Annotated in this window: 24 protein-coding genes and 1 pseudogene; 12 read left to right on the top strand and 13 right to left on the bottom strand. The window is 44.4% G+C overall.

Annotated elements, in window-relative coordinates; all coding sequences use genetic code 11:
* Nucleotides 1-7 precede the first annotated feature (7 nt).
* Nucleotides 8-985, top strand: coding sequence for a hypothetical protein (locus DFP77_RS05315; protein ID WP_114411242.1), 978 nt, complete (start codon nucleotides 8-10; stop codon nucleotides 983-985).
* 75 nt (nucleotides 986-1060) lie between these two features.
* Here DFP77_RS05315 and kdgR read toward each other — a convergent pair whose 3' ends face one another.
* Both kdgR and kduD read right to left on the bottom strand, forming a co-directional pair.
* Complete coding sequence (kdgR, locus tag DFP77_RS05310; protein ID WP_114411241.1) at nucleotides 1061-1843, bottom strand: DNA-binding transcriptional regulator KdgR; 783 nt, start codon at nucleotides 1841-1843, stop codon at nucleotides 1061-1063.
* An 88-nt stretch (nucleotides 1844-1931) separates the two neighbouring features.
* A complete protein-coding gene (gene kduD, locus DFP77_RS05305) occupies nucleotides 1932-2681 on the bottom strand; it encodes a 2-dehydro-3-deoxy-D-gluconate 5-dehydrogenase KduD (protein WP_114411240.1) in 750 nt (249 codons plus the stop codon).
* 274 nt (nucleotides 2682-2955) lie between these two features.
* Between kduD and DFP77_RS05300 the strand changes: the two genes are divergently transcribed.
* A complete protein-coding gene (locus DFP77_RS05300) occupies nucleotides 2956-3591 on the top strand; it encodes an RpiB/LacA/LacB family sugar-phosphate isomerase (RefSeq protein WP_114411239.1) in 636 nt (211 codons plus the stop codon).
* A 116-nt stretch (nucleotides 3592-3707) separates the two neighbouring features.
* Here the strand turns inward: DFP77_RS05300 and DFP77_RS05295 are convergent, their stop codons facing one another.
* The 6 genes from DFP77_RS05295 to DFP77_RS05270 form a co-directional block, all read right to left on the bottom strand.
* Nucleotides 3708-5006, bottom strand: coding sequence for a TRAP transporter large permease (locus DFP77_RS05295; RefSeq protein WP_114411238.1), 1299 nt, complete (start codon nucleotides 5004-5006; stop codon nucleotides 3708-3710).
* A gap of 2 nt (nucleotides 5007-5008) precedes the next feature.
* Nucleotides 5009-5527, bottom strand: coding sequence for a TRAP transporter small permease (locus tag DFP77_RS05290; RefSeq protein WP_114411237.1), 519 nt, complete (start codon nucleotides 5525-5527; stop codon nucleotides 5009-5011).
* Complete coding sequence (locus DFP77_RS05285; protein WP_114411236.1) at nucleotides 5527-6513, bottom strand: TRAP transporter substrate-binding protein; 987 nt, start codon at nucleotides 6511-6513, stop codon at nucleotides 5527-5529. Before DFP77_RS05285 ends, DFP77_RS05290 begins: the two co-directional genes overlap by 1 nt.
* Nucleotides 6514-6579: 66 nt before the next feature.
* A complete protein-coding gene (bglB, locus tag DFP77_RS05280; RefSeq protein WP_114411235.1) occupies nucleotides 6580-7698 on the bottom strand; it encodes a beta-galactosidase BglB in 1119 nt (372 codons plus the stop codon).
* Between the two features lie 216 nt (nucleotides 7699-7914).
* A complete protein-coding gene (gene rhaI / locus DFP77_RS05275) occupies nucleotides 7915-9207 on the bottom strand; it encodes an L-rhamnose catabolism isomerase (RefSeq protein ID WP_114411234.1) in 1293 nt (430 codons plus the stop codon).
* Between the two features lie 94 nt (nucleotides 9208-9301).
* Nucleotides 9302-11392 carry a bifunctional rhamnulose-1-phosphate aldolase/short-chain dehydrogenase gene (locus tag DFP77_RS05270; RefSeq protein ID WP_114411233.1) on the bottom strand — a complete coding sequence of 697 codons (2091 nt, stop codon included), beginning with the start codon at nucleotides 11390-11392 and terminating at the stop codon, nucleotides 9302-9304.
* Nucleotides 11393-11631: 239 nt separating this feature from the next.
* Here DFP77_RS05270 and DFP77_RS05265 point away from each other — a divergent pair, with 239 nt between their 5' ends.
* The 6 genes from DFP77_RS05265 (at nucleotide 11632) to DFP77_RS05240 (ending at nucleotide 18921) form a co-directional block, all read left to right on the top strand.
* On the top strand, nucleotides 11632-12414 hold the full coding sequence (locus tag DFP77_RS05265) for a DeoR/GlpR family DNA-binding transcription regulator (RefSeq protein ID WP_114411232.1): 783 nt from the start codon (nucleotides 11632-11634) through the stop codon (nucleotides 12412-12414).
* Nucleotides 12415-12476: 62 nt separating this feature from the next.
* Complete coding sequence (gene rhaS / locus DFP77_RS05260; protein ID WP_114411231.1) at nucleotides 12477-13472, top strand: rhamnose ABC transporter substrate-binding protein; 996 nt, start codon at nucleotides 12477-12479, stop codon at nucleotides 13470-13472.
* 238 nt (nucleotides 13473-13710) lie between these two features.
* Nucleotides 13711-15210: a sugar ABC transporter ATP-binding protein gene (locus tag DFP77_RS05255; protein WP_114411230.1), complete on the top strand. Its 1500-nt coding sequence runs from the start codon at nucleotides 13711-13713 to the stop codon at nucleotides 15208-15210.
* On the top strand, nucleotides 15204-16202 hold the full coding sequence (locus tag DFP77_RS05250; RefSeq protein ID WP_114411229.1) for an ABC transporter permease: 999 nt from the start codon (nucleotides 15204-15206) through the stop codon (nucleotides 16200-16202). Before DFP77_RS05255 ends, DFP77_RS05250 begins: the two co-directional genes overlap by 7 nt.
* An 8-nt stretch (nucleotides 16203-16210) precedes the next feature.
* The gene (locus DFP77_RS05245; RefSeq protein WP_114411228.1) at nucleotides 16211-17218 is read left to right on the top strand and encodes an ABC transporter permease; all 1008 of its coding nucleotides are present in this window, start codon (nucleotides 16211-16213) and stop codon (nucleotides 17216-17218) included.
* Nucleotides 17215-18921: an L-rhamnose mutarotase gene (locus tag DFP77_RS05240; protein ID WP_114411227.1), complete on the top strand. Its 1707-nt coding sequence runs from the start codon at nucleotides 17215-17217 to the stop codon at nucleotides 18919-18921. The genes DFP77_RS05245 and DFP77_RS05240 overlap by 4 nt, the downstream gene beginning before the upstream one ends.
* Nucleotides 18922-19028: 107 nt before the next feature.
* On the opposite strand, the gene DFP77_RS05235 is transcribed toward DFP77_RS05240, so the two are convergent.
* From DFP77_RS05235 to DFP77_RS05220, 4 genes and pseudogenes are all read right to left on the bottom strand, one after another.
* A complete protein-coding gene (locus tag DFP77_RS05235) occupies nucleotides 19029-19304 on the bottom strand; it encodes a helix-turn-helix domain-containing protein (protein ID WP_114411226.1) in 276 nt (91 codons plus the stop codon).
* A complete protein-coding gene (locus DFP77_RS05230; protein ID WP_114411225.1) occupies nucleotides 19297-19650 on the bottom strand; it encodes a type II toxin-antitoxin system RelE/ParE family toxin in 354 nt (117 codons plus the stop codon). Before DFP77_RS05230 ends, DFP77_RS05235 begins: the two co-directional genes overlap by 8 nt.
* Before the next feature lie 398 nt (nucleotides 19651-20048).
* Nucleotides 20049-20404 (bottom strand): annotated as a pseudogene (locus DFP77_RS05225) (alpha-hydroxy acid oxidase).
* 60 nt (nucleotides 20405-20464) lie between these two features.
* Nucleotides 20465-21061 (bottom strand): TetR/AcrR family transcriptional regulator, encoded by a 597-nt coding sequence (locus DFP77_RS05220; protein WP_114411360.1) that lies wholly within the window; start codon nucleotides 21059-21061, stop codon nucleotides 20465-20467.
* 106 nt (nucleotides 21062-21167) lie between these two features.
* Here DFP77_RS05220 and DFP77_RS05215 point away from each other — a divergent pair, with 106 nt between their 5' ends.
* Entirely contained in the window at nucleotides 21168-22244 is a 1077-nt protein-coding gene (locus DFP77_RS05215) for an aldo/keto reductase (RefSeq protein WP_114411224.1), read from the top strand.
* A 153-nt stretch (nucleotides 22245-22397) separates the two neighbouring features.
* Here DFP77_RS05215 and DFP77_RS05210 read toward each other — a convergent pair whose 3' ends face one another.
* Nucleotides 22398-23546, bottom strand: a complete 1149-nt coding sequence (locus DFP77_RS05210; RefSeq protein ID WP_114411223.1) for an alpha-hydroxy acid oxidase — start codon at nucleotides 23544-23546, stop codon at nucleotides 22398-22400.
* Nucleotides 23547-23660: 114 nt separating this feature from the next.
* Between DFP77_RS05210 and DFP77_RS05205 the strand changes: the two genes are divergently transcribed.
* The 3 genes from DFP77_RS05205 (at nucleotide 23661) to lepB (ending at nucleotide 25775) form a co-directional block, all read left to right on the top strand.
* Entirely contained in the window at nucleotides 23661-24560 is a 900-nt protein-coding gene (locus DFP77_RS05205; protein WP_114411222.1) for a LysR family transcriptional regulator, read from the top strand.
* A gap of 85 nt (nucleotides 24561-24645) precedes the next feature.
* The gene (locus tag DFP77_RS05200) at nucleotides 24646-24888 is read left to right on the top strand and encodes a hypothetical protein (protein ID WP_114411221.1); all 243 of its coding nucleotides are present in this window, start codon (nucleotides 24646-24648) and stop codon (nucleotides 24886-24888) included.
* 53 nt (nucleotides 24889-24941) lie between these two features.
* Nucleotides 24942-25775, top strand: a complete 834-nt coding sequence (gene lepB / locus DFP77_RS05195) for a signal peptidase I (protein WP_114411220.1) — start codon at nucleotides 24942-24944, stop codon at nucleotides 25773-25775.
* The last annotated feature ends 2 nt before the right edge of the window (nucleotides 25776-25777 follow it).

Raw genomic sequence — 25777 nt, 5'->3', positions numbered from 1 at the left:
AAGAGAAGTGAATAAACGTATATCCCGTTGGATTGGACTTTTGTGGAATGGTCTCTGGAAAGAGATCATTGATGTTACTTGGACGCTTTATAAAATCATGATTCCGATGATTATCGTGATCAAGGTTATTGAAGAGTTTGGTGGTATAGAACTGCTAAGTCACTGGCTGAGTCCTGTTATGTCTTTGGTTGGCTTGCCCAGTGAAATGGGGTTGGTATGGGCAACAACACTGGTTACCAATATGTACGCAGGGCTTGTGGTCTTTATGAGTATGGATGCCGACTTAACCGTCGCTCAAGTCTCTATTTTAGGAACGTTATTGCTGCTCGCACATTCATTGCCAGTAGAGGTGGCGGTGGCTAAAAAAGCCGGAGTAGGCATTGTTGCGACACTAGTGATTCGTCTGGGTGGTGGTTTATTAATGGGTTGGATACTTCACCATATTTATCAAAGCGGAGATCTATTAAACACAACTGCGCAGACTGTTTGGAAGCATACACCAACCAGTGACCCTAGCTATATGGCCTGGGCGCTTGATCAACTACAAAGCCTTGCGATGATTTTTGTGGTAATCGCCGCGTTAATGACACTGTTACGTTTGCTGAAATTACTGGGCATTGAAAAACTCATGGGGGTGTTACTTAAGCCGATCTTGTCTGTCCTGGGCATCAGCCGAGAGGCAACAAACTTAACGGTTGTTGGCATTACGCTAGGGGTGTCATTTGGTGGCGGTTTGCTTATTAACGAAGCAAAACGAGGTCATATTTCTCCCAGAGATATTTTCGTCGCCATGATGTTGTTGAATTTATTGCACAGCTTGATTGAAGATACTTTGCTGGTTCTTTTAATAGGCGCTGACTTTATGACGATCTTTTGGGGGCGAATTGTTTTTTCAGTGGCCGTGATTAGTGTGTTGGTTTTTGTGCTTAAGAGAATGGATGAAAGAACATGCCGTAAGTATTTGTATAAGAAAATTAGTCGTTAGAGTAGCTGGGTAATAAGGTTTAGCGGATTAGGCGGATAAAATCCGCCTAATCCGTTTTCTAGTTATGTTCACAAGCTATTTTTTGTAGCCTAGCTTCTCAGAAATACTGCTTGCTGCATCTTGCAGCAAGCTAACATATTGATCAAACTTTTCGCTAGAGTGGCGCAATGTCGGAAAGGATACGCTGAGCCCAGCTATAACATTGCCAAGACGGTCGTATATTGGTGCAGCAATGCAACGTAGCCCTTCCTCTTGTTCCTCATTATCGACACCATAGCCTTGGCTTTTCACGTCGTTTAGCTCTTCCAGCAGTGAATCAACAGAGACATGAGTCTTTGCAGTGGATGGAATAAAGTCTACTTTTTCAAAGATTTGTCTAATATCACTCTCTGAGCGTTCTGCCAAAAGCACCTTACCAATTGCGGTTGAATACAACGGGTTACGCCCGCCGATACGTGACTGCATTCGTAAGTTATATTGCGCATCGACTTTGTAGATATAGATAATACTATCGCCATCACGTACGCCTAAATGCAGTGCTTCTTTTGTCTTTTCGCCAATGCTAGCCATGTAAGGCTCGGTCAGGGACACTAGATCAACGTATTCTAATGCTTTTGAACTGACTTCAAATAACTTTAGCGTTAGCCAATAACGGTCATCGTCGCCTTCTTGGGAAACAAATCCTAGCATTTTCATTGTTTGTAGGAAACGATAGACAGTGCTCTTTGAGCTCATGACTATTTGAGATAATTCTGTAATACCAAGCGACTTGTGTTCAGCTAAAGCCGTGATAATGGCGAACATCTTCATCACAGATGAAACAGGTTCAATTTGCAGGGCGTTTTCTTCGTTCTTCATAAGTTTCATTTTTTTTGAAATGGGATTTTGTCTATTTACTATATGACATTTTTTTATTCAACAACACCCCATCCCATATAAATGCACGTTAACGTGCAAGCCAACCACCATCAACGGCAATGGTATAGCCGTGGACATAACGAGAGGCTTCAGATGCTAAAAAGACGATAGGGCCGGCCATATCTTCTGGTGTTCCCCAGCGGGCAGCAGGGATTCTGCCTAAAATTTCTTCGGACCTGCTCTCGTTGGCTCTTAATGCTTCAGTGTTGTTGGTCGCCATGTAGCCTGGTGCAATGGCATTTACATTGATGCCATGTTTTGCCCATTCATTAGCGAGTGATTTTGTTACGCCCATAACGCCACTTTTCGATGCGGTGTATGAAGGTACTCGAATACCACCTTGGTAGGACAACATAGAAGCGATGTTAATAATATTACCAGGTGTTCCCTGAGCAATAATTTGTTTAGCAAAGCCTTGGCACATGAAGAAGAGTGATTTGATATTGAGATCCATGACCTCATCCCAGTCTTTTTCGGTAAAATCTAATGCGTCATTACGACGAATGATGCCAGCATTATTGACAAGGATATCGACTTTTCCAAAGGCTGCAACGGCCTCTTTTATAACATGATCAACACTGTCCATCTTGCTCATGTCTGCATTTACGTTGTGAAATTTGCGACCTGCTTTTTGGATCAAATCGATTGTTTCTGCAGGGTCGCTTCTATTAACACCAACGATGTCTGCGCCTGCATTGGCTAGTGCTAACGCCATGCCTTGTCCCAGACCTGTATTGCATCCAGTGACAATGGCTACTTTACCCGTCAGATCGAACATAGTACTTCCTCTTTATTATAGTGATAGCAGCATGCATCGCGGCTGTTTTTCATATTGTAGAGCTATACTAGAAGAACAATTTTCAAATGACAATGTTAATTTTATTTTATTGAAACATCATTTCATTTTTATTTTGTTGTATTGTGAAAAATATTGAATATTGTTTTTCTATTGGTATAGTTGAGTGGTATGACTTATTAATTCAGGACTGCGACACCGTAGCCTCTACAACAATAATTGCTGAGAATCATTCAGACAAAATTAGGAGACAATGATGAAAATTGCATTAATGATGGAGAATAGCCAAGCAGGCAAGAATGCGACTATCTTGGAGCAGCTCAATACAGCTGTAGAGCCATTTAATCATGATGTATTCAATGTCGGAATGGATGGCGAGAACGATCATCACCTGACTTATATCCACTTAGGTATCATGGCTAGCCTTTTGTTGAATTCAAACTCAGTGGACTTTGTGGTTTCTGGTTGTGGCACAGGACAGGGCGCTATGATGTCGTTAAATGCTCATCCAGGCGTGGTATGTGGCTATTGCTTAGAACCATCTGACGCGTTTCTGTTTAATCAAATCAACAATGGCAATGCTATTGCTATGGCGTTCGCTAAAGGATTTGGTTGGGCGGCAGAATTGAATGCTCGCTACATTTTCGAAAAAGCATTCTCAGGTCCTCGTGGGCAGGGCTATCCAGTAGAGAGAAGAGAGCCGCAAGTGAAGAATGCAGGTATCCTTAATCAAGTGAAAGCGGCGACAATGAAAGACAGCTATTTGGATGGGTTAAAAGCGATGGATCAAGAATTGGTTCGCACTGCCGTGGCAGGAAGTCGCTTCCAGCAATGCTTCTTTGACAATAACCAAAATCCAGAGATCGAAGCTTACGTACGCTCACTGATTTAACCCAAGCAGTATTCACCAGCTTCCAAAAATAAAGGCGCTTCAGTAATGAAGCGCCTTTATTGTTTCCCATTCTTTTGTTTCAAACGATTCTTAATCGAGTTGTTAGTTTTATATCCTCATAGACCGAAGAACTTCGGTAAGAATAGCGTGATGACAGGCACGTAAGAGATCAGCGCGAGTAAGCTGAACAGAACAAGATAGAAAGGCGCGAGTGCGACAATGACCTTTTCGACTTTCACCTTGGCAACCGTAGCCCCGACGAATAAGCCAGTACCAACAGGCGGTGTGATAGTGCCGATGGCAAGGTTGAACACCATGACAACGCCGAAATGCACAGGGTCGTAGCCTACTTTCATGGCAATCGGTAGCAAGATCGGCGTGAAGATCAAGATTGCTGGTCCAATGTCCATAAAGCAGCCTATCACCAGTAATAAGATATTGATGATCAGCATAACCATGATCGGATCGTTAGAAATCCCGAGGATCAAAGCCGATATCGCTGCCGGAATACCAGTGAATGCCATGGCAAATGACAAGGTGGCAGATGCTGCTAAAAGCAACATGATGGTGCCAGTAATGTGCGATGTTTCGATTAGGAACTTAGGCAAAGCGCGAAGCGGTGTGGTTTTATGGATGAAGAATGCCAAAATCATGGTGTAAATGACCGCAATACCAGAGGCTTCTACTGGCGTCACCACGCCCATAACAATCCCACCAATAATAAACACGATGAGGAATAAGCTAGGAATCGCATCAAGAGTGATCTTAACGGCTTCTTTAAAAGGCACTCGATCTGACAATGGGTATTTGCGTTTTTTGGCAATAATAACGGTGACTAGCACCAAGCCCAGCGCCCAAATAACGCCCGCTACAGCGCCACCCAAGAACAACGCAGCGACAGAAGTGCCACCAGAAATTAACGAGTAAATGATAAAAGCCGTGGTTGGCGGCACCAGCATGCCTGTTGGGGCCGAGGCGATATTCACTGCCGCAGCAAAGGATCTGTCATAGCCTTCTTTGGCTTGAATCGGCACCATAACGCTACCAATTGACGTAGACGCCGCAATGGCCGAGCCTGAAATACAGCCAAATAATACGTTACCCGCGATGTTGGTTTGCGCTAAAGAGCCTGGAATACGTCCAGCCATGAGTTTTGCGAAGTTAACCAAGCGAATGGCAATGCCGCCGGAGTTCATGATGACGCCAGAGAGAATAAAAAATGGTACGGCTAATAGAGAAAAACTGTCTAAACTCGCCACCATTTTTTGGGCAGAAGTAAAGAGCGCCATATCCACTGGCACCATCATGGTGACTGCTGCCAATGACGAGGCAACCAAGGAGATAGCCAGTGGTAACCCTAAAAGAGACAGGATAGAAAACGTAATAATGAGCACAAGGCTCGCTTCACCCGCCATGTTTATTCTCCCATGCTTAGTGGTTGATCGATATCAGAGCCAGTCTTGCTGTTCATTGGCTCTTTTAATACATCAATCAAATTCAAAATAGCGTACAAAATCAGCAATACTCCGCAGACGGGTAAAGCCGCGTAAAAACTCGACATCGGCATTTGCAGTACAGCGGTGAGTTGTTTCGAAGCGATTTGCATGCTGTGTAAACCGCCCAGAATCAGTACGTAAATGCTGAAAATAATAAAGCTGATAGGGACTAACATCTTAAGGAGTTTTTGAAATCTACCGCGCGAAATATCGCGCAGTAGATCAATGGCCATATGAGAACCGCGGCCAGCAGAATAAGCAGCTCCTAATAGAGACAACCAGACCAATCCTAACCTTAGTAACTCTTCGGTGTAAGTCGAAGGGTCGTTGAATACATAACGGCTGATTACCTGCCAGCTAAGTATCACGACCATGCTAAGGAGTAAGAAAGAACACATTGTCCCTAGACAGATGTCTAGGAAACGTCTTATTTTGGGCATTATTTTGACTCCGCTTGCTGGCGGATTGCCTGATAAACCTTATATTTTTCTGGATCTGATTTTAGCTCTTCATACATTGGCTGAACGGCCGCTTGAAACTCGCTAACATCTGGGTAATAAAAGGTCACACCGAATTTTTCTTCGCTCATGGTTTTTGCGTCGTTAACGGCTTTTGTCCAGGCTTTCTTTTGGAACTCAGTAGACTCTTTTGCCGCTTCTTCAACTGCTGTACGCTGGTCTGGTGTTAAGCGATCCATGGTTGCTTTCGAGATCAACACAATATCTGGCACACGAGAATGTACGTCATAAGAATAGTGTTTCGCGACTTCGGCATGACGAGCAATCGTTAGGGCAAACTCATTGTTCTCCGCGCCATCTAATACGCCTTGCTGAATTGACGAATAGACGTCAGCTTGGCCCATCGCGATAGGCGAGCCACCCAGCATTTTTACCATCTTGATAGACGTTGGGCTTTGCATTACACGGATTTTGAGACCTTTCAGATCATCCACATTACGAATGATTTTTTCTGAGGTATAGAAGCTACGAGCTCCACTGTCGTAATAGGTTAGGCCCAAAATACCTTCGCCTTTCGATGACTCATAAATCGGTGTGGTGATTTTGGAGTTATCCATCACATTATAGAAATGCTCTTGGCTATTAAATAAATACGGCATCGAAAAGACACCATACACAGGAGCAAAACTTTCCATAAGCCCACCACTGACTTTGGTCATGTCCAGTAGGCCAGCTTGTAGTAGCTCGACCATTTCACGTTCGCCACCTAATTGGCTGTCAGGGAAAAAGGTGACAGTGACATCGCCTTTTGTTTTCTGATCCACTAATTCGGCAAATTTCTTCATCGCTTCTACGGTTGGTGTCGCGTTGCTCGCGTAGCCAAAACGTAAGTTCTCTGCGTAAGCGGATGCCGACGCTAGCCCTAAGCTAATTAGGGTAAGTGCTGTGGTAAATAATTTGGTTTTCATTTTCTTATCCTTTTTATGTTTATTGTTGATCTAAGAAATTGATAGCTGAGTTTCCTTTAACCTCAGCTAGATATAGCGACGCAAATATTCGCTAAGACATAAAATCGCCATGGCTTGTCCATAAGGCATAGAGGTGATTTTGATGTTTTTGTAATACTCTAAATCGTCACCCATGGCGGTACCAAAAGAGGTGTTTTGCAGTTCGCCTTGCGCGTCTATGTTGCTATAGACCGCTTTGATGGCCTTTTCCGCAATAGGCAAATAGTCGCTGGAGAGATAACGTTTACGTACGGCTTTTAAAATGCCATAGGCAAATCCCGCGGAGGCTGACGCTTCTAGGTAAGTACTGCTATCGTCTAACAAGGTGTGCCAGAGACCATCGCTGTGTTGTAGTTCGCTTAGGGCTTTGACTTGGCGTTCTAAAGTAGATAACAAGAAGCGGCGAATCGGATCGTTTTCAGCCAAATCCAATAATTCAATAAATTCAGGAATCACAATGGTGACCCAGCTATTACCTCGAGCCCACAAAGCGTCGGCAAAGTTGTGGTTGCCTTCGAACGTCCAGCCGTGAAACCACAGGCCGCTTTTTGAATCCATTAGGTATTGGATATGAGTCAAAAATTGGTATTTTGCTTCTTCTACATAGTCGGGTTTATTAAGTAATTTGCCTATTTTGGCGAGCGGCAGGACGCTCATCATTAAGGTGTCGTCCCACATTTGGTTGTGGTTTACGCTGTTATAAACGATGTGCTGAAGACCGCCTTCTTGCACGCGGGGCATTTCGTACATGACCCATTCTGCCCATTCTTCCAAATACGGCTGCCAAGACTCTTTTGGCGTACGTTCATGCAAACAAGCCAGTGTTAAAAAAGGTGCAACCGTGTTGATGTTTTTAGTTGGCGTGCCTTCACTCAGGCGTTGTTCAAACCAATCGTGAATAATTTTTAGCGTGTCTGGGTTGTTGGTGATTTGCCAATATTTGAATAAACCATATAAGCCAATGCCATGAGTCCATTCCCAGCCTGCCCAACCTTTGGTGTCGATCACTCGACCGTCTTCAAGGCGTAGCAGAAAGTCACCGGTAGTGTCTTCAATATTAATGAGATTTTGAGTTAAAAGATCGATTGCTTCGACGACTTGATCGCGTGAAACAACATGCTTCTTTTCTCTTAGTAATTCATGCATTTTTAATCCCTTTGTTATTTTTGGATTGGCTTCATGTCTTGTTTAATATAAATCACAATATTTCTATTTGAAATGAATATCTAAATTTATATTTTCAAATAAATATTTTTAATGAAACATTGTTTCTAAAATTAAAATAGTTAAAAAAATATAGCCTCTACGAAAGACTATATTTTCTGATAGCTACTCTATTTCGTGTGCGCTTTTGTCCGTTAGTTACACAATCCCTGAGCCTGTTTTATTCGGATCTGCAGGTCGAGATTTGGCAACGGCTGCGCGATAGCCACTTGCTCGATAGCAGCTAACAGGGTCGATGGCACCACCTGCTTGTAAACGGGCCATTTGTAAGATTGGCTCAACGTCCAAGTTATAGGCTTGCTTTAAGCTGGCCTGCGCCATCATTGGGTCGTTTGCTTCCTGGTATTGAGTTAAGGCTTTGCGATCTACTAATAAGCTTTTCACGAAAGCGCGTTGCACTTCCGCAGCGCTGTACATTAAGCTTTCTACAGGATCTGTCACATTGTGTGATTGATCCAGCATGTAGAATGGGCTGTAGGCAGGATTTTGCGCTCGAATGTCTGTTAGCTCGTTGAAGATCAAGAACAGCTGGTAAGGATTGATAGAGCCGCTGTCTAAATCGTCATCACCGTATTTACTGTCGTTAAAGTGGAACCCACCAAGCTTACCGAATTGCGCAAGGCGGCTAACGATCATTTCAATATTGACGTTCGGTGCGTGGTGTCCCAAATCCACCAATGACATACAACGCTCGCCCGTTTCTTTTGCTGCAAGGTAGTTACTGCCCCAATCTTGAATCACGGTAGAGTAAAACGCCGGCTCAAAGATTTTGTGTTCCAACAGCATGTTCCAGTCGTCTGGTAGGCTCTTGTAAACTTCTTTAATGCTTTCTAGGTAGTGAGTGAAGCTGTTTTTAAAGTGCTGTTGGCCTGGGAAGTTTGAGCCATCACCCACCCACACAGTTAGAGCTTTTGAACCTAGCTTTTGGCCAAGTTCAACGACATCGATATTGTGAGCAATGGCTTGCTCACGTACGGCTTTATCCGTATGGGTCAAACTGCCGAATTTGTACGACTCTTCCTGACCAATTTGATCTTGGAAAGTATTGGAATTCATCGCGTCAAAATGCAGGCCGTATTGTTCGGCATACTGGCGAAGTTCGTTTGGATCTTTTGGACGATCCCAAGGAATATGTAGAGACACCGCCGGTGTAGCTTGTGATAGCAATTGAATAACAGAACAATCATCCAGTTTTTCGAAAATATTGCGTGGTTCGCCTAAGCCTGGGAAGCGAGCGAAGCGCGTGCCACCTGTGCCTACTCCCCAAGATGGAACAGCGACGGCAAATTGCTTAGCTTGCTCTAAAATAGTGTCGATTTTGATGCCGGAGCGATCCAGTTTTTCCGCCAGCGCGTTGTAATCACTTGTGACGGCGGCTTCCTGCTTGGTGTTGTGTTCTTGCAGCAAGTTTTGATCAATGAGCTGTTTCATGATGAATCCTTTTTTATTTTTAGGGACTTTGCGCGAAGTCTCTATGTGCGCAAAGTCCTCGTTGCTCTTTGGAGACAAGGTTCTTTTCACTGAACTAGCGAGTAAAAGATGGCGCATGCCCCGCATCAACATTCAGAATATTACCTGTCGATTTAGACGACGCGTCAGACGCAAAGAAGTAAATGGCCTCGGCGATGTCTTCAGGGAAAACATTAAGCTTCAGCATGCTGCGTTGGCGATAATGTTCTTCTAAATCATCGGTCGATAGTTTGTAAGCGCTGGCTCTTTCTTCTTTCCATTTACCAGTCCAAATTTTTGAGCCACGCAACACTGCGTCTGGGTTAACCACATTTGAACGAATACCAAGTGGTGCACCTTCTAATGCAACGCAGCGCGCAAGCTGAATCTCAGAAGCTTTTGCTACGCAATAGGCGCTGGCGTTTGCACTGGCAACCAAACCGTTTTTACTGGCAATAAATACCATATTGCCGCCCATATCCTGTTGTTTTAACAGACTAAAGGCTTCGCGAGCAACCAAGAAATACCCTGTAGATAAGATGCTTTGGTTTTTATTCCATAGGGCAAGAGACGTTTCTTCTAATGGTGCTGAAGAGGCGATGCCTGCATTGGAGACAACAATATCCAAACCACCAAAGGCGACAGCACAATGTTTCACTGCACGGATCACATCGTCTTCGTTGGTCACATCCATCTTGATGCTAGACGCGGAATCTTTACCAAACTCGCCGATGATGTCTGCTTGTGCCGTCGTCAGAGCGTCTTCGTCTATGTCCATCAATACTATATTGGCACCTTCTTTGGCTAGACGTTTTGCCGTAGCAAGACCAATACCTCCAGCCGCACCCGTCACCAAAGCGATATGGCCTGCTAAGGATTTTGGTTTTGGCATACGCTGCAGTTTGGCTTCTTCCAATAACCAGTATTCAATGTCGAAGGCTTCTTGTTCTGGCAAGCCAACGTATTCGCTCACGCTGTCTGCGCCACGCATTACATTAATCGCATTAACATAGAACTCGCCAGCAATTCGTGCCGTGGCTTTGTCTTTTGCGAACGACAACATGCCAACGCCTGGAATTAGATAAATGACTGGGTTTGGATCGCGCATAGCTGGGCTGTTATCGCGTTTACAACGGTTATAATAGCCCGCGTAATCTTCACGGTAATCAGCAAGGCTTTTATCCAGCGATTCGATGACTTCGTCTAGGTTGTCTTTTTGCGGATCATAAGCCACAACAAATGGACGAATTTTCGTGCGTAAGAAGTGGTCAGGACAAGAGGTGCCAAGTTTAGCAAGACGGTCTAAGTCTTTCGAATTGACGAACTGCAACACTTCTTCGGATGCATTGAAGTGACCAATTTGACGTTGTTTTTCGCTGGTTTTGCCTCGAATGAGTGGCATTAAGCTCGAAACGACTTGTTGGCGTTTGTCATTAGGCAGAGTCTTGAATAGCTCGCCACCAAAGGCGGCTTTGCCAGCACTTTTTTGTTCTAGCCACGTTTGCGCTTTGTTAATAATATTCAGCGAGTTTAGGTAACAATCTTTGTTGCCATTCGACCACGTAAACAGGCCGTGGCTTTCTAGTACGACACCTTTTAGGTGTGGATTTTCAGTGGCGATTTTGTGTAAATCCATGCCCAGCTGAAAACCTGGACGGCGCCAAGGAAGCCAGCCAATCTCACCGTTGAAAATGTCTTCTGTCAGTTGTTTGCTGTTTTTGCTTGCCGCAATAGCAATCACGGCATCTGGGTGAAGGTGATCCACATGGAGGTAAGGCAAATAGGCGTGAAGCGGTGTATCTATACTGGCGGCGCGGGAGTTTAGGTTGTAAGTACAATGCGGAAGGTAAGCGACCATCTCATCTTCAAACTCAAGCCCGCGATAAAGAGGTAAAAGCTGGTTTAGCTTATCCATATAAAGTGTTGAAAAGCCATCTAACCCCATAGAGCCAATGTCGCCGCCAGAACCTTTTACCCACAATACAGTGGTTTTTTCTCCGGTAAGCGTGTCGTTCATTTCGATTTTTGCTGAGGTATTGCCGCCACCGTAGTTGGTCACGCGCATGTCAGAACCAAGCAAGTTTGATCGATATTGCAATAATTCTGGTTCGCTTAGAAGAGCCGCTTCAGCATCGTTCCAAAGGTTGGGGAGTAAGTTAGTAGACATCGTTTAACCTCAAGTTTTGTCTTATTTAACAGCCTAAAGCTCTGTTTTATGGCCATTTATCAAAGACTTAAATTTTATTTTTGTTATGAACAATCAGCGGGTTAGAATGATTGATAGATTTCATGTTAAAACAAAAATAATCATTTTCAAGCATTTTTTATCTTTTTATGTGTTTTTGTGATCGATAGTGCTTGATAATGATTGAAAATTAATTATATTGATTATCGAGGATTTAATCGATGCACGAAATTGAAAGGCATAGAGTGATCTTGTCTGAAGTTGAAGCTCGACCGATTGTGACGGTAGCGCACCTAGCCGACGTGTTAGGCGCTTCAGAAGCAACAGTTCGAAGAGATATCAGCTTTTTAGACAAGCAAAAGAGACTGCGTCGGGTGCGAGGTGGGGCGGAAGCCATTAATCCTCCATCTGATGTGAGTTTATTGGGAAGGCCTTACTCGGTTAGTCAAACGATTAACATGGACATAAAGCGTTGTATTGCGAAAGCGGCGGTGGATTTATTATCGGACAATATGTCAATAATGATCAGCGGCGGCACAACGACAGCGGCTATGTCTGAGTTTATGCGTGGCTTAAAGCTGCAAGTGCTGACCAATTCGTTTTCCATTGCTGATCAGTTGATTAAAAAGAGTAAGTGCAGCGTGACCGTGCCGAGCGGAAAAATCCATCGGGAACAGAACATTATTTTGAGTCCGTTTCCAGATGATATTTCCAATCACACGTACGCTGATGTTCTTTTTATTGGTGCATATGGCATTAATTCTCACGGTGTGATGGAGACAGATCCACAAATCGTACAAGCGGTAATGAAATTGATAAATCGAGCAGATCAGCGGGTGCTTTTGGTTGATAGTACAAAATTTCAAAACCGATCAAGTATGATCATTTGTCCTCTCTCACAGATAGATATCGTCATCACGGACGATGGAATAGATAACAAGAGTAAAGAAGTGATCAAAGCGGCAGGGTGTCGATTGATCATAGTAGAAAAACAAAAACAATAAACCGCGTCTCGGATACGACAACTTCTTGTTGTGTGACGATGAGCGCGCTCTTGGAGATAATTATGAAAAACAAACTCATCACGGCATGTGTGTTGGCTTCTGCAACTTTATTTGCTTCTGGTACGTATGCAGCGGATCAGGTTCGAGTGGCGTTGTTAGTGAAAGCATTAGGTATTGGCTTTTTCGAAGCGGCGTACCGCGGTGCAGAAGAAGCTAAAAAAGAGTTAGGCGATGTGGAGATTATCTACACTGGGCCAACGTCTACTACCGCTGAAGGCCAAATTGAAATCATCAACTCGCTGATCGCGCAGCGTGTTGATGCGATTGCGGTATCTGCAAACGATGCGGATGCCTTGGTTCCTTCCTTGAAAAAAGCCCAACAGCGTGGCATTAAAGTCATTTCTTGGGACTCTGGTGTTGGCAAAGAAGGTCGCCAAGTTCATTTAAACCCTTCTAGTAATAGTCTGATTGGCGAAATGAACGTACAGCTTGCTGCTGATGCTATTAAAGCCAAAGGCAAAAAATCTGGTACTTTTGCCATCCTGAGCGCAACGCCAACCTCGACCAACCAAAATATTTGGATTGGTGAGATGAAAAAATCCCTTAGCAAATTTCCTAACCTAAAACTTGTCGATACCGTTTACGGTGATGACTTAGCGGATAAGAGTTTCCGTGAAGCCACCGCCTTGATCAAAAACCACCCTGATCTAGATGTTATCGTGGCACCAACGACTGTCGGTATTTTGGCCGCAGCGCAAGCTGTTAGCGATTTGGGATTAACAGGCAAAGTGTATGTGACTGGTTTAGGTCTTCCTTCTGAATTGGCAGGTCATGTGCACAGCGGTGCCATTCATAGCTTTGCTATCTGGAACCCAATTGATCTTGGTTATTCAGCAACCATGCTGGCGTACAACCTTGTGAAAGGCAAAGGTACGAAAACCGAGATTCCAATGGGGCGCATGGGCACGCTTGAAGTAGATAAAAATGGTGACGGCGCAATGGCGAAGCCCTTTATCTACGATGCTTCAAACGTTGATGAGTTCTCTTCTATTTTCTAGTCGCTACTAACCCGCTCCCAACCTCCCCCTTAGCATGAGGAGGCGCTAAGAGCTTTTGTTCTTTCTACTTATGAAGGGAGGGCTAGGTTGGGGGGGGTAGAACAGAGCTTTCCCCACCTCCCCCTTAGCATGAGGAGGCACTAAGAGTTTTTGTTCCCTCCCCTTATGAAGGGGAGGGTTAGGGTGGGGTTTTACTCGTTCAATAATTTCATAATGAATAACAATAAGAGCAGCCGTTATGAACAATGCAATTTTCAGTCTAAAAAAGGTGAGTAAGGTTTTCCCTGGTGTGAAAGCACTGGATGGTGTCGACCTTCATCTTTATCCTGGCCAAGTGACCGCTTTGATCGGTGAAAACGGCGCAGGTAAATCGACTCTAGTAAAAACCATGACTGGCATTTATCAGCCGGATGGTGGGGAAATTATTTTTAACGGCAAGTCTGTGCAGTTTCATTCCCCTCACGATTCTCATGCTTTAGGCATCACTGCGATTCATCAGGAAACCGTGTTGTTTGATGATTTGGCGGTGGCGGAAAATATTTTTTTGGGCAACTACCCGATGACCAAACATTTCTCCATTGATTGGCCTGCGATGGAGGCGAGGTCACAAGAAATTCTGTCATCAATCAATGCTCACATGAACCCTAATCAAATCTTACGCGAATTAAGTATTGGCCAAAAACACATGGTCGGTATCGCTCGCGCTTTGTCTGTTGATGCCAAAGTAGTGATTTTAGATGAGCCAACAGCGGCTTTATCTCATCATGAAATTCATGAGCTTTATGAATTGGTAAATACTTTAAGAGATCAAGGCAAAGCGATTCTTTTTATAACTCACAAGTTTGATGAAATTTTTACCTTGGCGGATCGCTATACCGTGTTTCGTGATGGTTCTTTTGTGGGCGAAGGTTTTATCAAAGACACCAACGAAGCGCAGTTGGTGGAAATGATGGTGGCGCGTAGCATCGAAGCAACGTACCCCAAAAAAGACGTGGAAATTGGCGAAACTCTTTTAGAAGTTAGTAACTTATGCCACACAACGGAATTTGCCGATATTAGTTTTAGTTTGAAAAAAGGTGAGATCCTTGGTGTTTATGGTCTGGTAGGGTCTGGCAGAACGGAAGTGATGCAAGCTTTGTTTGGTACTACGGATCATGTGACTGGCTCTGTCAAAATGAATGGTAAAGAAGTAATTATTCACTCACCCAAAGAGGCTATCGATAACGGCATTGTGTATGTGCCAGAAGAACGTCAAAAACAAGGTATCGTGTTGGAATTGCCTATTTATCAAAACGTTAGTTTGCCGCAGATGGAACGTTTAGCGAAGCACGGGCAAATTGACCAAGAAGGCGAAATGGCACTGGCTCGCCAATATTGTGAGCGCTTGCAAGTGAAAGCGTCTTGTTGGGATGAGAAGGTGATGAACCTCTCAGGAGGCAATCAGCAAAAAGTCGTTATCGCTAAATGGCTCGCCACTAATCCGAAAGTCATCATTTTAGATGAGCCAACCAAAGGCATCGACATAGGGTCGAAAGCGGCGGTACATGAATTTATGTCTGAGCTGGTGGATTCAGGCTTGTCTGTGATCATGGTGTCGTCGGAGTTACCGGAAATTCTTGGTATGTCAGATCGTATTTTGGTGATGAACGAAGGTCTAATTGTCGGTGAATTATCACGTGCTGACGCGACTCCTGAGAAGGTGGTTTCGCTTGCGACGGGAGGCAGTGTGACATGTTAAAACGTTTAATTTACTCCCGTGAAGGCGTGCTCAGTATCATTGTACTGGCGATGTTTTTTGGTGTTGGAGTGATCAGTCCTGATTTTATTAGTCTATCGAACAGTGTCAGTATTTTTAATGACACTTCAATTCTGATTATGCTAGCTCTGGGGCAGATGTTGGTGATTCTAACCCGTTGCATTGATTTGTCTGTGGCGGCCAACGTGGCATTTACTGGCATGTTTGTCGCCATGGTGAATCAATATTTTCCAGAACTTCCTATGGCATTACTGATATTTTTATCGCTGTTTATTGGTGCCTTGTTAGGGGCGATTAATGGCTTATTTGTTTGGCTATTAAAAGTGCCTTCTATTGTGATTACCCTTGGCACCATGAGCATTTATCGTGGCGCGACTTTTTTGTTATCGGACGGCGCCTGGGTGAATTCTCATCAAATGAGCGAGTCTTTTATAGGCTTACCCCGCTATGAAATTTTATCCATGCCCGTGCTTGGCTGGATGGCCATTGTCGCCATTATCTTATTTTTCTGGGCAATGAAGTTCAGTGTATGGGGGCGTAATTTTTATTCGGCTGGTGGCAATCCAATGGCCGCATTTTACTCAGGTGTAAACGTGGGTAAGGTGCAATTTTATGCTTTTTTAGTGTCGGGTACCTTGTCTGGATTATGTGGTTATTTGTGGGTATCGCGTTTTGCAGTGGCCTATGTTGATGTAGCCAATGGCTTTGAACTGCAAGTAATTGCAGCCTGCGTAATCGGCGGCGTCAGTATAGTGGGCGGTTTGGGTACCGTGGTGGGTTGTGTGATTGGCGCCTTGTTTATCGGCGTGGTGAATAACGCCTTGCCAATTATTGGTGTCTCACCGTTTTGGCAAATGGCGATTTCAGGTTTAGTCATTATTATCGCCGTTATTGCCAATGCAACATCAGGCAAAGATAAAGCGCGGATTATCTTACGTAACCCCAATGCAAATGACGAAATACGAGCTAATTAGAGGCGCATATGGATACAACAATAAAAAAATCAGCAACGCCAGATTCAATGTTTACCAGCAAACTACAGGGCTTGCTACGCTGGGAAAGTTTTTTGGTCTTAATCGTCTTTTTAGTCTGCGTGATGAATTCTTATTTATCCCCTTACTTTTTAGACCCTTGGAATCTATCGGATGCGACCTTTAACTTTACCGAAAAAGCCTTAATCGCTTTGCCGATGGCGATGCTGATTATCGCCAAAGAAATTGATATTTCTGTGGCAGCTATTATTTCGCTTTCCAGTACCTTGATGGGGTTAGTCGCACAAATGGGCGCACCCGTTTATGCGGTCGCATTTGTTGGTATTTTGGCGGGGGCGGCTTGTGGTCTGTTTAATGGCGTCTTGGTGACGCGTTTCAAGATTCCCTCCATTGTGGTGACAATCGGTACCATGAGTTTATTTCGTGGTATCAGTTATATCTTGTTGGGCGACCAAGTTGTACGTGACTATCCAGATGGCTTTGAGTTCTTTGGGCAGGGGTATGTTTATTGGGTATTCTCGTTTGAGCTGGTGTTGTTTGCCTTCTTTGCTTTGGTGTTTTATTGGTTGCTGCATCGCACTACGTTTGGCCGTTACACCTATGCGATTGGTAATAATCCGACGGCGTCTTATTATTCGGGGATCAAGGTGGATAAGCATCGTTTGATCCTGTTTACCTTGGTTGGTGTGATGTCTGGTGTTGCCTCTATTCTGCTTACTTCACGTTTGGGCAGCACGCGCCCAAGTATCGCCATGGGTTGGGAACTCAGCATTATTACCATGGTGGTTCTAGGGGGCGTGAGCATCCTTGGTGGCAGCGGAACCATTGCTGGCGTGGTGTTGGCGGTGATCCTAATGGGCTTGGTCACCTTTGGTATGGGGCTGTTAAATATTCCAGGCATCGTCATGACGATTATCGTTGGCGTGATGTTAATCACTGTTGTGAGCTTACCCGTACTGATTACTCTATATAAAAACAAAAAGGCAAAAGCGTTATGAGATATGCCTCAGTAATGTATTTACACAAAGGCTGTGAAGAAGAATACAAGAAACGTCATGATGAACTCTGGCCAGAGCTTGCTGAGCACCTTAAGCAACATGGTATCCGCAATTATTATATTCATTTGGATGCTAATGAGAGTAACCAAAACTCAAACCGATTGTATGCCACCTTTGATGCGGATGATCTGGATTCACAAGCCTTAGCCGATCATCCCGTTATGCAGCGTTGGTGGGAATACATGGCGGACATCATGGAAACCAAAAAACCATCGTTTGAACCTGTCGCTGATGCGCTGCAAGAAGTGTTTCGCTTTAATGTGTTGCAGCCTGATAAAACGCGCGTGGTGGCGGTTTTAGATATTGGTAAAACCAACATTAAGATCTGCCTAATGGACGGGCAAACTGGCTCGTTATTGCATATTGAAAAGCGTGTTAATGGCGTGGTTGATACGCCGCCATATCCACATGTGGATGTGGATTCAATTTGGCAATGGATCAAAGATGCGTTGGCCGATTTGGCCCAGCGCTACTTTATTACCAGCATTGCGATTACGACACATGGGGCAACCATTGCTTGCATGAAGGGCGACCAACTTGCCTTGCCGATTCTGGATTATGAATACGATGGTGTGTCTGAGTTAAAAGAAGAATACGACGCTGCACGCCCAGATTTTAGTGAATCTTTTAGTCCGAGATTGCCCCAAGGCTTGAACTTAGGTGCGCAATTGTTCTGGCAGCAAAAACGCTTTGCAGATGAGTTTGCAACAGTCGATTCACTACTTTTGTATCCGCAATTTTGGGGTTATAAGCTCAGTGGCAACAAGGCAGCAGAAGTGACCTCATTAGGTTGCCACACCGATCTATGGAATCCGACCAGCTGTCAGTTTTCTACTTTATGCGAACAACAGTGGGCAGAGCGCTTTCCAGAAGTCATGGAAACGGGCGCAAAATTGGGCACCATTTTGCCAGACTTAGCCAAAGAAACTGGCTTGCCGCCGAGTTGCGCTATCTTCAATGGTATCCATGACTCCAACGCCTCGTTAGTGCCTTATATCGGTCAGCCGATGGAAAAACTCACCGTAGTGTCTAGCGGTACTTGGACGGTCATCGCCACTATTAACGGTAAGCTGGATGCGCTACAAGAAGACAAAGACATGCTCGCCAATGTGGACGCCCTTGGCCGTGCTACACCGACGATTCGCTTTATGGGTGGACGTGAATGGGAGAAACTGCGCAGCGACAGCAAAGCCACCTTGAGCGATGTGAACTTCATTTTAGAAAACGGTATTTTGGCTATTCCTGCCTTTGCCAAAGGCGGCGGGCCATTTTCCCACTGCGAAGGGCGAATTATTGACCGAGGCATTGAATTAACGCCTGCTCAGCAGTCTGCTTTGGCGGATGTGTACGTGACCTTGATGACGGATTATTGTCTAGATCTGATGGACAGCAGCGATACCGTGATTGTCGAAGGCGCGTTCAGCAATAACATCAACTTCCTTACCTTATTGGCCTGCATGCGCAGCCAAAATGAAATCTACGCCTCTCGGGATGTTACCGGTACGTCCGGCGGCGCAGCCTTGCTGTCTAACAAAAGCCTAAAACTAAAAGGCCGCCTCAGCCTCGCCCTGTGTGATGCACAAATAAAACCACTGCTGAACCTGTATCGTCAGCAATGGCGGGACTTGGTGGGGGAGTTGTAGGCTTATATTCAAATTAAAAAACCACTAACAAAGCCTTATTCTGATACTGACAAGAACAATTTATTAGGTGTTGTTAGTGGTTTTCTATCGTTTTGTAGATGGAAAAGTTACACCAAACGGATTTCGAGTTTTTTACCCAGAGCGGTAGCAAAACGCTCAAGAGTCGATAGCTTTACATCATCCGAATGGTTCTCAATGCGAGATATGGCGCTTTTTTGAGTATGCAGTTTCAATGCTAATTCATCTTGTGTTAACCCTGCGTTCTTGCGCGCTTCTTTGAGCAATACACCAAATTTAAAGGCCTGATAACCCTCGTCGTAACCTTCAGAAAAATCCTTATCGGCGGCTTTGCGGTCTGTTAAATACTGTTTTAAATCACTCATGTTTCTTCCTCGCTAAATAGTCGTGACGACGACTCTCTGCAATCTTGATGTCTCTTGGTGGTGTTTTTTGGGTCTTCTTCTGAAAGCCGTGATTTAAAACAACCAAACTGTCGCCGTCAAAGAAACCTAATAAACGAAATATATTGCTGCCGACTTGTACGCGTACTTCCCAGATGTTATCGGTATTAACCAACTTTTTAAGGTAAGTGGACGGCACTGCATCAAGTTCTTCAACTAATTGGAGTACCCAAGCAACTTTCTGTGCTTGTTTGCTAGAAAGCGAATCTAGAAATTCTGCTATTGGGGACTTGCCATCTTCCATGATGTAAAAATTTATATTCCTCATGCTTGAATGTTAACACTAAAGTGAACTTTTTCAAGGGTAAGTGTTCACTTTAGTGTTAACTTTATGGTGATTGAGAAAGTGGTAACTTTGACATTAAAACCACGAACAACGCCTCATTAAGACACTGGAGGTTATCGCTAAAGGCTGTCAGCGAAGATTAGGTGAGTTTTGTGGGCCTGATGAGGGAGGTACGACCGTAATCAGGCGTGTAATGTTATTTAGCCTGCAATTTGTTGATTTATAATAGTTTTTCTAGGTCGGCCTTTAGGCCGTCAAAAGCCCGATAACACCAAACCAAAACTCTTGACGCGCTAAAACACGACCTGCAAGACCGACAGAATTCGTTTAGCGGCAGCCGCAATGCTTAGTCTTTATACTTCGGAAGTGTAGTCAGCATTTTAAGACCTAAACCGTAAGTTTTCTCTCGTCAGTTGATCAATTGATGTTTTGCCCATGAGTTTCATATCCCGTTCGAGTTCGGCTTTTATGAGCCCTAGTGCGCGTTCGACACCGGGTTGTCCAGCGGTGGCGAGTGGATACAAGTGCATGCGGCCGATGCCGACGGCTTTGGCGCCAAGAGATAAAGCTTTGAGCACGTGAGTTCCCCGCTGTCGAAGATGACGTCTATTTCATCGCCCACCTCAACCACAATTTCTGCGAGCTGATCAAAGGAGCTGCGGGAACTATCAAGTTGGCGTCCGCCATGATTGGAAATGACCACGCTAGTGAAGCCAATTTCTAGGGCTTTAAGCAAAACTTCTGGTGGATACTACTTCATCTGACCTCAAACTATTTGCTCGCCGTATTTTTGCTATCAGTGATTTTCAGGCCATGCCTTCAAAGCTTGCTTACATAGTAAAATCAAACTGTTTTGTTTGACTCCATCGCGGGCAAGAACAGACATACCTTGGATAATAGCAAAAACTAAATCAGCAAGAGCATCTGCGGATGTATCGCTTGGCAATAACACTTTTTCAATATCTTGATCAATCCGCAATTTCAAATTAAGGCGCATGTCATTGCGGATGTCTGCAACGTAACTACGCACGTCTTCAGAATTAGCTGATCCGCTAGCGGTCGAGCTCGCCATTAAACAACCTGGTGGCGTATTTTCATTGGTAAACAAGTCAGCCGAATGCTGCATTAATAACCATGCAGCATCTTTTGCTGTTGGCGCATTGTCCATTTGGTTTATCACATCAGGATCTGCATAGACGTAAAGACGAATCGCCTCCAAAAAGAGCTGTTTTTTGTCACCAAAAGCCGTATATAGACTTGGTGCAGTAATCCCCATGGCAGTGGTTAAATCTGTAATAGACGTTGTCTCATAGCCACTTTGCCAAAATGTCAGCATCGCCTTTTTAAGCGCTTTATCTCTATCAAATGAGAGGGGTCTACCCACTTTTTTCATATCCAATTTATCCAAAAAAAATTCATAGTGTTTATTATGTAATTGTTGACAATAAAAATCAACGGCGTAATGTCTTAGTTTCATATCAGTCACTATGGAATTAAAAATGAAATTAACCTCTTATCGACCATTGGGTCATTCAGGTCTTATTGTTAGTCCTTTAGCCCTAGGCACTATGACATTTGGCGGCTCGAATTGGGGCTCCACTGAGCATGATGCACAGACAATATTTGATGCTTATCGTGAAAAGGGAGGTAACTTTATTGACACTGCTGATATCTACGGCCAAGGAGCAAGCGAGGAGTTGCTTGGTAAATTTATAGCAGAGTCCGGTAGCCGAGATGACATTGTGTTAGCCACAAAATTTGGATTCAATTTTTCAGCAAGTCCATTGGCGGAAAATAAAAGTGCCAGGATTGCCAACCCAAATGCAGGTGGTAGCGGCGCAAAAAACATACATAGGGCATTAGAGAATTCGCTTAAGCGACTTCGTACGGATTATATCGATCTTTATTGGATGCATATTTGGGATGGTGTCACGCCTATTGAAGAGATATTACAGACACTTGGTGATTTAGTTAGGGCGGGTAAAATTCGTTATTTTGCCTTTTCAGACATGCCTGCTTATATCGCCATGAAAGCGGCAGTTTTAGCGAGTGAACGCCGAATTCCTGCTCCTATTGCCATGCAATTAGAATACTCACTGGTTGCTCGTGAAGTGGAAAGAGAGCATTTCCCCGTTGCCCGCGATACATCTATGGCTGTTATGCCTTGGAGTCCATTAGCAGGGGGCTTTTTAACCGGTAAATATAGTAAAGAAGGTCTGCGTGGCGAAGGGCGATTAACGAAACCCAATCCCTTTGGTGATTCGAAATTTAGCGACAGAAACTGGCTCATACTTGATGCTTTGCACGAAGTGGCAAGTGAACTAGAAAAACCACTTGCTCAAGTAGCCCTTGCTTGGACATTGTCTAAACCAGAAGTTACTTCAACGATTATAGGCGCATCGTCTCTGGCTCAATTGCAATCCAACATTGCCGCACTGGATATTGAGTTAACAGCAGCACAACTTGAAAAACTCAATCAAGCAAGCCAATTGACACCTGAGTTTTCAGAGAACTTATCCGGCTCAGCTATTCGAAAAATAGTCTATGGAGGATTTGATGTGTTAGGTGTCGAATAATATTGAAGGTTGGAACAAGTCCTCTTGTCTCAGCCTAATTAAGAGGAGATCAGGGTTTGAATTATCACCACGAATTTGATCTATATAAACAGATCGGTAATCCTACCCTTGAAGGTAAGGGGAGGATTACTGTTCTTTCTAAGACCGAAAGCGCTAAGATCGAAACCGTAAATTTTCTCTCGTCAGCTGATCAATCGATGTTTTGCCCATGAGTTTCATGTCTCGTTCGAGTTCGGCTTTCATTAATCCGAGTGCGCGCTCTACACCGGGTTGTCCTGCGGCGGCGAGTGGATACAAGTACATGCGGCCTATGCCAACGGCTTTGGCGCCAAGAGATAAAGCTTTGAGTACGTGGGTGCCCCGCTGTACGCCGCTGTCGAAGATGACGTCGATTTCGTCGCCCACTTCATCGACTATTTCCGCTAGCTGATCGAAAGAGCTGCGGGAGCCGTCAAGTTGGCGTCCGCCATGGTTGGAAATAATTACGCCAGTGCAGCCGATTTCCACTGCTTTGCGAGCGTCTTCTCGGCTCATGATGCCTTTTAAGCAGAACTCTCCATCCCAGAATTTCACCATTTCCGCCACGTCATCCCAGTTCATCGATGGATCGAGCATGTTGGTAAAGTAGTCGCCAATCGAGGTCGCGCCAGAACCCATGTCCACGTGTTCGTCGAGCTGAGGTAAACGGAATTTCTCGTGGGTCACGTAGTTAATGCCCCACATGGGTTTGAGGACAAATTGCAGCATACCTTTTAGGTTTAATTTAAAAGGAATGGCGAAGCCGGTGCGAAGGTCGCGCTCTCGATTGCCGCCAGTAATGGAATCGACTGTCAGCATCATCACTTGTACGCCAGCGTCTTTTGCTCGTTGCATCATGGCACGGTTCAGTTCACGGTCTTTATGAAAGTAAAATTGATAGACCTGAGGCGTGGTGGTTTGCTTGGCGATTTCTTCCATGCTCACCGTGCCAAGGGACGACACGCCAAACATGGTGCCGTATTTTTCGGCGGCACCCGCGACGGCTCTTTCACCGTCATGATGGAATAAGCGTTGTAGTGCAGTTGGCGAACAATAAATTGGCAGGGCGAGTTTTTGCCCCATAACGGTAACAGATAGATCTACGTCTTTTACGCCAGTCAGGACGCTGGGCACTAGGTCACAGGTTTCAAATGCAGCTGTGTTGCGGCGGTAAGTTGTCTCGTCGTCGGCACCACCATCAATGTAATTGAAAATCGGGCTTGGCAGGCGTTTTTTGGCTAGGGTGCGAAAGTCTTGGAAGTTATGGCAGTCTTTGAGACGCATGGATTCAGCTCCTTTTATTTTTTATTAACTATAGACTGTGTTCTATTTATGATAAATACGACACAAACTAATAAACTCTTTCTTAAAACGTCTTAATAAAAAAGGGGTTGGATATTGAACGCAGCCGATTTAACGCTTTTTGTGAATGTAGCCGATGCCGGCTCATTTAATAAAGCGGCGCAGCAAGCAGGACTATCGACGCCTGCCTTGAGCAAACGTATTAGCAAGCTTGAACAAGATCTCGGTGCGCAGTTGATCCATCGTACGACAAGACGGCTCAGTCTCACCGAAGCAGGGGAAAGCTTATATGTTCACGCCAAGAATATAGAAGGCCAAGTGAGCGATGCAATTGCTTCTGTGTCGGCGTTTAGTCAAGGTCTCACAGGCACGATAAAGATGTCCGTGCCGACGATTTCTGGGGAATTGTTATTGGCTGAAGCGGTGGCGGAGTTTTGTCAAAAATACCCGAATATCACCGTGGATATGCGCCTTGAAAATGACTTTGTGGATCTGGTTGGCGAAGGATTGGATCTGGCGATTCGGACCGGCAAGTTGGAAGATTCAAGCCTAATTGCCAAGCCTTTGATTCAATCTAATTGGGTGGTGTGTTGCTCGCCAAGTTATATCGAGCGATATGGAGAAGTCGGTGATCTGGAGGCCCTGAGAGACCATAATTGCTTGGCTTATACCTACCAAGCACAAGGCTCTTTTGATTGGCGCTTTACTCGAAGTAACATTGAAGAAAGTGTGCGCATCAGCGGTAGTTTCGCCACGAATAACGCCCAAGCATTACGCAAGGCTGCCTTGGCTGGTTTTGGGATCGTCTATGTGCCGCGTTGCTGTGTGTATGAAGATTTGCAGCAAGGCAAGTTAGTCACCATTTTACCGGATTACCAACCGCGCCGACTGGGGGTTTACGCCATTTACCCTTTTACTAAATACCTACCGGAAAAGTTGAGGCTATTGATAGAGCACATCAAACAAGCCTATCAGGATAAGAAAGCGTATTTTTAGTAATGGCAGGTGATGGAAGTTGCTTTTCATTTATCTGTTTTGTCCTTATTCTTAATTTTTTAGCGGTTTTATGATGGGAGCGCTTATGTCTGGTCAAGGTTCAGGTGGCAATGTGATTGCTGCACTTTGTAATGTTTTTATTCCTGGATTAGGTCAATTGGTGCAGGGACGTATTTTTATGGCGTTGTTCTTTTTTGTAACCGTTTTTGTGAGCTATGCATTAGGGGCAACGGTGATTTTGTTCTTTATGTGGTTAGTTGGCGGAATATTACATCTCTGGTCAATTATTGATGCCGCGCGTTTTTCTCGATTTCGTTCGGTTTTATGATAGATAGTTAAGTTATTGACAGATAAAGAGTAATAATTGAAGGGATTCAATACGTGATTAAGAAAAGAAAGCCTATTGCTGCATTACTATTATCGATCCTGTCGCCGGGCTTTGGCCATATCTACGCAGGGGATTTTAAAAAAGGTTTATGGCTGTTTTTTCTACAAGCTGGTGGGCTATTTGTATTTGGTAAGCTTGGCTGGCTTTCGACAGCTTATGGCATTTGGTTTTTCATAGCCTTTTTACTGTGCCTCTATTTGTATGCCATGCTCAGTGCTGTGCGACTTGCCTTGTCGAATAAAACCTATGAATTGAAGCCTTATAATCGTTGGTATTGCTATCTGGCTATACTGGCTTTGATCTTGTTTCTTGGTCAAACACTTATCTCGTCTCGTGGTGCCTTGTTGGGTTTTGAGCTGTATCAGGTTCCTTCTCGTTCTATGATGCCAACGCTTCAGCCTGGCGATTACATTGCTGTCGATACAAAAGATTTGTCTTTAAACGTGGGCGATGTTGTGGTGTTTCGTTATCCCAATAACAGACAAACCTTGTTTACTCAACGAGTGGTAGCCCTAGGGAATGATAGAGTAGCCATTGAAAATGGCCAAGTGATATTAAACGGTAAGTCCGAGCTTATCGCTTCAGTGGATGAGCGTTTTAGACGCAACGAAATCTCTATTTCTATGGCTGAGCGAGTTGTGCCAGAAGGGCAAGTATTTGTCTTGGGTGATTGGCGAGATAACAGTAATGACAGTCGTTATTGGGGGGCTTTTTCTGAGTCTGATATTATTGGTAAAGTGACTTATATTTGGCTTTCTAAAGAGTTTAGTCGTCTGGGGAGCAAGGTTACACAACCGTTTTCTATAGAAAATTTGTTAAGTAGATAGCC

Source organism: Marinomonas foliarum (genome assembly GCF_003337275.1).
GTDB lineage: Bacteria > Pseudomonadota > Gammaproteobacteria > Pseudomonadales > Marinomonadaceae > Marinomonas > Marinomonas foliarum.
Note: the sequence above shows the minus strand (reverse complement) of the source record. Positions and strands in the feature narration are given on the sequence as shown.

Bases quoted from the DNA above. Each gene is read 5' to 3' on its own strand.
- rhaS (WP_114411231.1), top strand. From the start codon at position 12,477: ATGAAAAACAAACTCATCACGGCATGTGTGTTGGCTTCTGCAACTTTA.
- DFP77_RS05215 (WP_114411224.1), top strand. From the start codon at position 21,168: ATGAAATTAACCTCTTATCGACCATTGGGTCATTCAGGTCTTATTGTT.
- DFP77_RS05255 (WP_114411230.1), top strand. From the start codon at position 13,711: ATGAACAATGCAATTTTCAGTCTAAAAAAGGTGAGTAAGGTTTTCCCT.
- DFP77_RS05230 (WP_114411225.1), bottom strand. From the start codon at position 19,650: ATGAGGAATATAAATTTTTACATCATGGAAGATGGCAAGTCCCCAATA.
- DFP77_RS05245 (WP_114411228.1), top strand. From the start codon at position 16,211: ATGGATACAACAATAAAAAAATCAGCAACGCCAGATTCAATGTTTACC.
- DFP77_RS05265 (WP_114411232.1), top strand. From the start codon at position 11,632: ATGCACGAAATTGAAAGGCATAGAGTGATCTTGTCTGAAGTTGAAGCT.
- DFP77_RS05220 (WP_114411360.1), bottom strand. From the start codon at position 21,061: ATGAAAAAAGTGGGTAGACCCCTCTCATTTGATAGAGATAAAGCGCTT.
- bglB (WP_114411235.1), bottom strand. From the start codon at position 7,698: ATGCATGAATTACTAAGAGAAAAGAAGCATGTTGTTTCACGCGATCAA.
- DFP77_RS05235 (WP_114411226.1), bottom strand. From the start codon at position 19,304: ATGAGTGATTTAAAACAGTATTTAACAGACCGCAAAGCCGCCGATAAG.
- DFP77_RS05285 (WP_114411236.1), bottom strand. From the start codon at position 6,513: ATGAAAACCAAATTATTTACCACAGCACTTACCCTAATTAGCTTAGGG.
- DFP77_RS05295 (WP_114411238.1), bottom strand. From the start codon at position 5,006: ATGGCGGGTGAAGCGAGCCTTGTGCTCATTATTACGTTTTCTATCCTG.
- kdgR (WP_114411241.1), bottom strand. From the start codon at position 1,843: ATGAAGAACGAAGAAAACGCCCTGCAAATTGAACCTGTTTCATCTGTG.
- DFP77_RS05210 (WP_114411223.1), bottom strand. From the start codon at position 23,546: ATGCGTCTCAAAGACTGCCATAACTTCCAAGACTTTCGCACCCTAGCC.
- DFP77_RS05290 (WP_114411237.1), bottom strand. From the start codon at position 5,527: ATGCCCAAAATAAGACGTTTCCTAGACATCTGTCTAGGGACAATGTGT.
- DFP77_RS05240 (WP_114411227.1), top strand. From the start codon at position 17,215: ATGAGATATGCCTCAGTAATGTATTTACACAAAGGCTGTGAAGAAGAA.
- DFP77_RS05200 (WP_114411221.1), top strand. From the start codon at position 24,646: ATGTCTGGTCAAGGTTCAGGTGGCAATGTGATTGCTGCACTTTGTAAT.
- kduD (WP_114411240.1), bottom strand. From the start codon at position 2,681: ATGTTCGATCTGACGGGTAAAGTAGCCATTGTCACTGGATGCAATACA.
- DFP77_RS05250 (WP_114411229.1), top strand. From the start codon at position 15,204: ATGTTAAAACGTTTAATTTACTCCCGTGAAGGCGTGCTCAGTATCATT.
- DFP77_RS05300 (WP_114411239.1), top strand. From the start codon at position 2,956: ATGAAAATTGCATTAATGATGGAGAATAGCCAAGCAGGCAAGAATGCG.
- DFP77_RS05270 (WP_114411233.1), bottom strand. From the start codon at position 11,392: ATGTCTACTAACTTACTCCCCAACCTTTGGAACGATGCTGAAGCGGCT.
- rhaI (WP_114411234.1), bottom strand. From the start codon at position 9,207: ATGAAACAGCTCATTGATCAAAACTTGCTGCAAGAACACAACACCAAG.